The organism is Streptomyces sp. NPDC054840 (genome assembly GCF_053611065.1).
This window is the reverse complement of the sequence record NZ_JBSGZP010000910.1, coordinates 1-2,351: the sequence shown is the minus strand read 5'-3', so window position 1 is coordinate 2,351 and position 2,351 is coordinate 1. Positions and strand designations below refer to the sequence as shown.

The window sequence follows — 2,351 nt, the reverse complement described above, 5'->3', positions numbered from 1 at the left end:
CCCACGGCTGCGGTGCCCCCCCCGGGCGGGGGGGTGGGGGGACGGGGGGGGGTGTCCCCGCAGGACGAGCGCGCACCCCCGCCCCACAACCGAGACCAGCCCGCCACGCGCGAGCCGAGGAGACACCCCACCACGGCCCCCCACCCCGACACCTGCCGACCAACCCGCGCCACTCCCCACCCCGCCACCCACCGGCAGGGAGCGCATCCGGCGCAATCGCCCGAGCGGGACGGCGACGCTACCCGGACCCAATGCACGGGCGCCGGGTGGGCTGCTGATCCGGGGCACCGCCATGAAGGCCGACCGGCTGTGCCGGCTCACCGACGGGTGCCCGAGGGGTGCGCTCCTGTCCCAGGGGCTCTTGCCCCCTGACGAGCGCCTGAGGTGCCTGCGTGCGGCACTGGCCCACACCACGGACCTCGGCACGGGGCGCTCGGAGCGCGACGAATGCGGGCAGGACCACTTCGTGGCCGTCGAGCCCGGGTGGCTGCTCGCCTACGACGCGTGCCACCCTCACCGGACCCGGGTCGCCTTCCCGCCCGAAGGTGCGGAGCACACCCGCCGGCGGCTCTTCGCCGCCGCCGAGGTCGGGGAATGCCGGGTGCTGGAGGTCATGCCCGCGGCGGGCACCCCGCCGGAGGCCTGGGACGCGGTCACGGACGAGGGCGATCAGCTCGGCGCTCGGGGTGGCCTGAGCGGTGGCGGCGCCGACCGGGCGAGACGCTGGCGCCGACGCTGACGGCAGCGGCGCAGGTGGGGGTGGGTGGGCGTGGAGCGCTTGACAGGAAAATCGAACATCCATTCTGATGAGTTATCCACAGCCGAAACGCTCGTGGAGGCGCATTGTCAGTGGCAGGCATTAGCGTCAGTGACGTGAAGCGATCGACTCAAGCAAACCGGGTGGAACCCATGGCAGGCACCGACCGCGAGAAGGCCCTCGACGCCGCTCTCGCACAGATTGAACGGCAATTCGGCAAGGGTGCGGTCATGCGCCTCGGCGACAAGCCGAACGACCCCATCGAGGTCATCCCCACCGGGTCGACCGCGCTGGACATCGCCCTCGGCGTCGGCGGGCTGCCCCGCGGCCGTGTGATCGAGGTGTACGGCCCGGAGTCCTCCGGTAAGACGACCCTGACCCTGCACGCCGTGGCCAACGCACAGAAGGCCGGCGGCACCGTCGCCTTCGTGGATGCCGAGCACGCGCTCGACCCCGAGTACGCCAAGGCCCTCGGCGTCGACACCGACAACCTCATCCTGTCGCAGCCGGACACCGGCGAGCAGGCGCTGGAGATCGTGGACATGCTGGTCCGCTCCGGTGCCCTCGACCTGATCGTCATCGACTCCGTGGCGGCCCTCGTGCCCCGCGCGGAGATCGAGGGCGAGATGGGCGACTCGCACGTCGGTCTCCAGGCCCGACTGATGAGCCAGGCGCTCCGGAAGATCACCGGTGCGCTCAACCAGTCCAAGACCACCGCGATCTTCATCAACCAGCTCCGCGAGAAGATCGGTGTGATGTTCGGCTCGCCCGAGACCACCACCGGTGGTCGCGCGCTGAAGTTCTACGCCTCCGTGCGCCTCGACATCCGCCGCATCGAGACGCTCAAGGACGGCACGGACGCGGTCGGTAACCGCACCCGCGTCAAGGTCGTCAAGAACAAGGTCGCGCCCCCGTTCAAGCAGGCCGAGTTCGACATCCTCTACGGCCAGGGCATCAGCCGCGAGGGCGGTCTGATCGACATGGGTGTGGAGCACGGCTTCGTGCGGAAGGCCGGCGCCTGGTACACGTACGAGGGCGACCAGCTCGGCCAGGGCAAGGAGAACGCCCGTAACTTCCTGAAGGACAACCCCGACCTCGCCAACGAGATCGAGCGGAAGATCAAGGAGAAGCTGGGCGTGGGTGTCCGCAAGGACGCCGCCGCCGAGGCCGGTGCGGACGCCACCGACGCCGCGGCCACCGCCGTGCCCGCCCCGGCGGCATCGAAGGCCAAGACGACGGCCAAGGCCGCCGTGGCCAAGAGCTGACCCGTGCGCGAGCAGGAAGGGGGCGGCGAGCGCCGAGGCGGCCGTGAGGGTCGTTCGGAGCTGCCGCCCCAGAGCCCCGAGGAGCAGGCGCGGGCGATCTGTCTGCGCCTGCTCACCGGGAGCCCGCGCACCCGGCGCCAGCTCGCGGACGCCCTGCACAAGCGGGGCATCCCCGAGGAGGTGTCGCATCAGGTCCTCTCCCGGTACGAGGAGGTGGGCCTGATCGACGACGCGGCCTTTGCCGGAGCCTGGGTCGAGTCCCGGCACCGCGGCCGGGGCCTGGCCCGCCGGGCGCTGGCCCAGGAGCTCCGGACCAAGGGGGTGCACGC

At 71.8% G+C, this 2,351-nt stretch carries 3 protein-coding genes; all 3 read left to right on the top strand.

Translation table 11 applies throughout. From position 1 onward, the window contains the following. Positions 1-361: 361 nt before the first annotated feature. Entirely contained in the window at positions 362-739 is a 378-nt protein-coding gene (locus ACWGIU_RS35840; protein WP_453712271.1) for a hypothetical protein, read from the top strand. Between the two features lie 170 nt (positions 740-909). After that, positions 910-2,022: a recombinase RecA gene (gene recA / locus ACWGIU_RS35835; RefSeq protein WP_453712270.1), complete on the top strand. Its 1,113-nt coding sequence runs from the start codon at positions 910-912 to the stop codon at positions 2,020-2,022. 3 nt (positions 2,023-2,025) lie between these two features. Then, positions 2,026-2,351 (top strand): regulatory protein RecX (locus ACWGIU_RS35830; RefSeq protein WP_453712269.1); only part of this gene is annotated, 326 nt, incomplete at its 3' end.

Coding starts and splice junctions, on each gene's coding strand:
- recA (WP_453712270.1), top strand. CDS start 910: ATGGCAGGCACCGACCGCGAGAAGGCCCTCGACGCCGCTCTCGCACAG.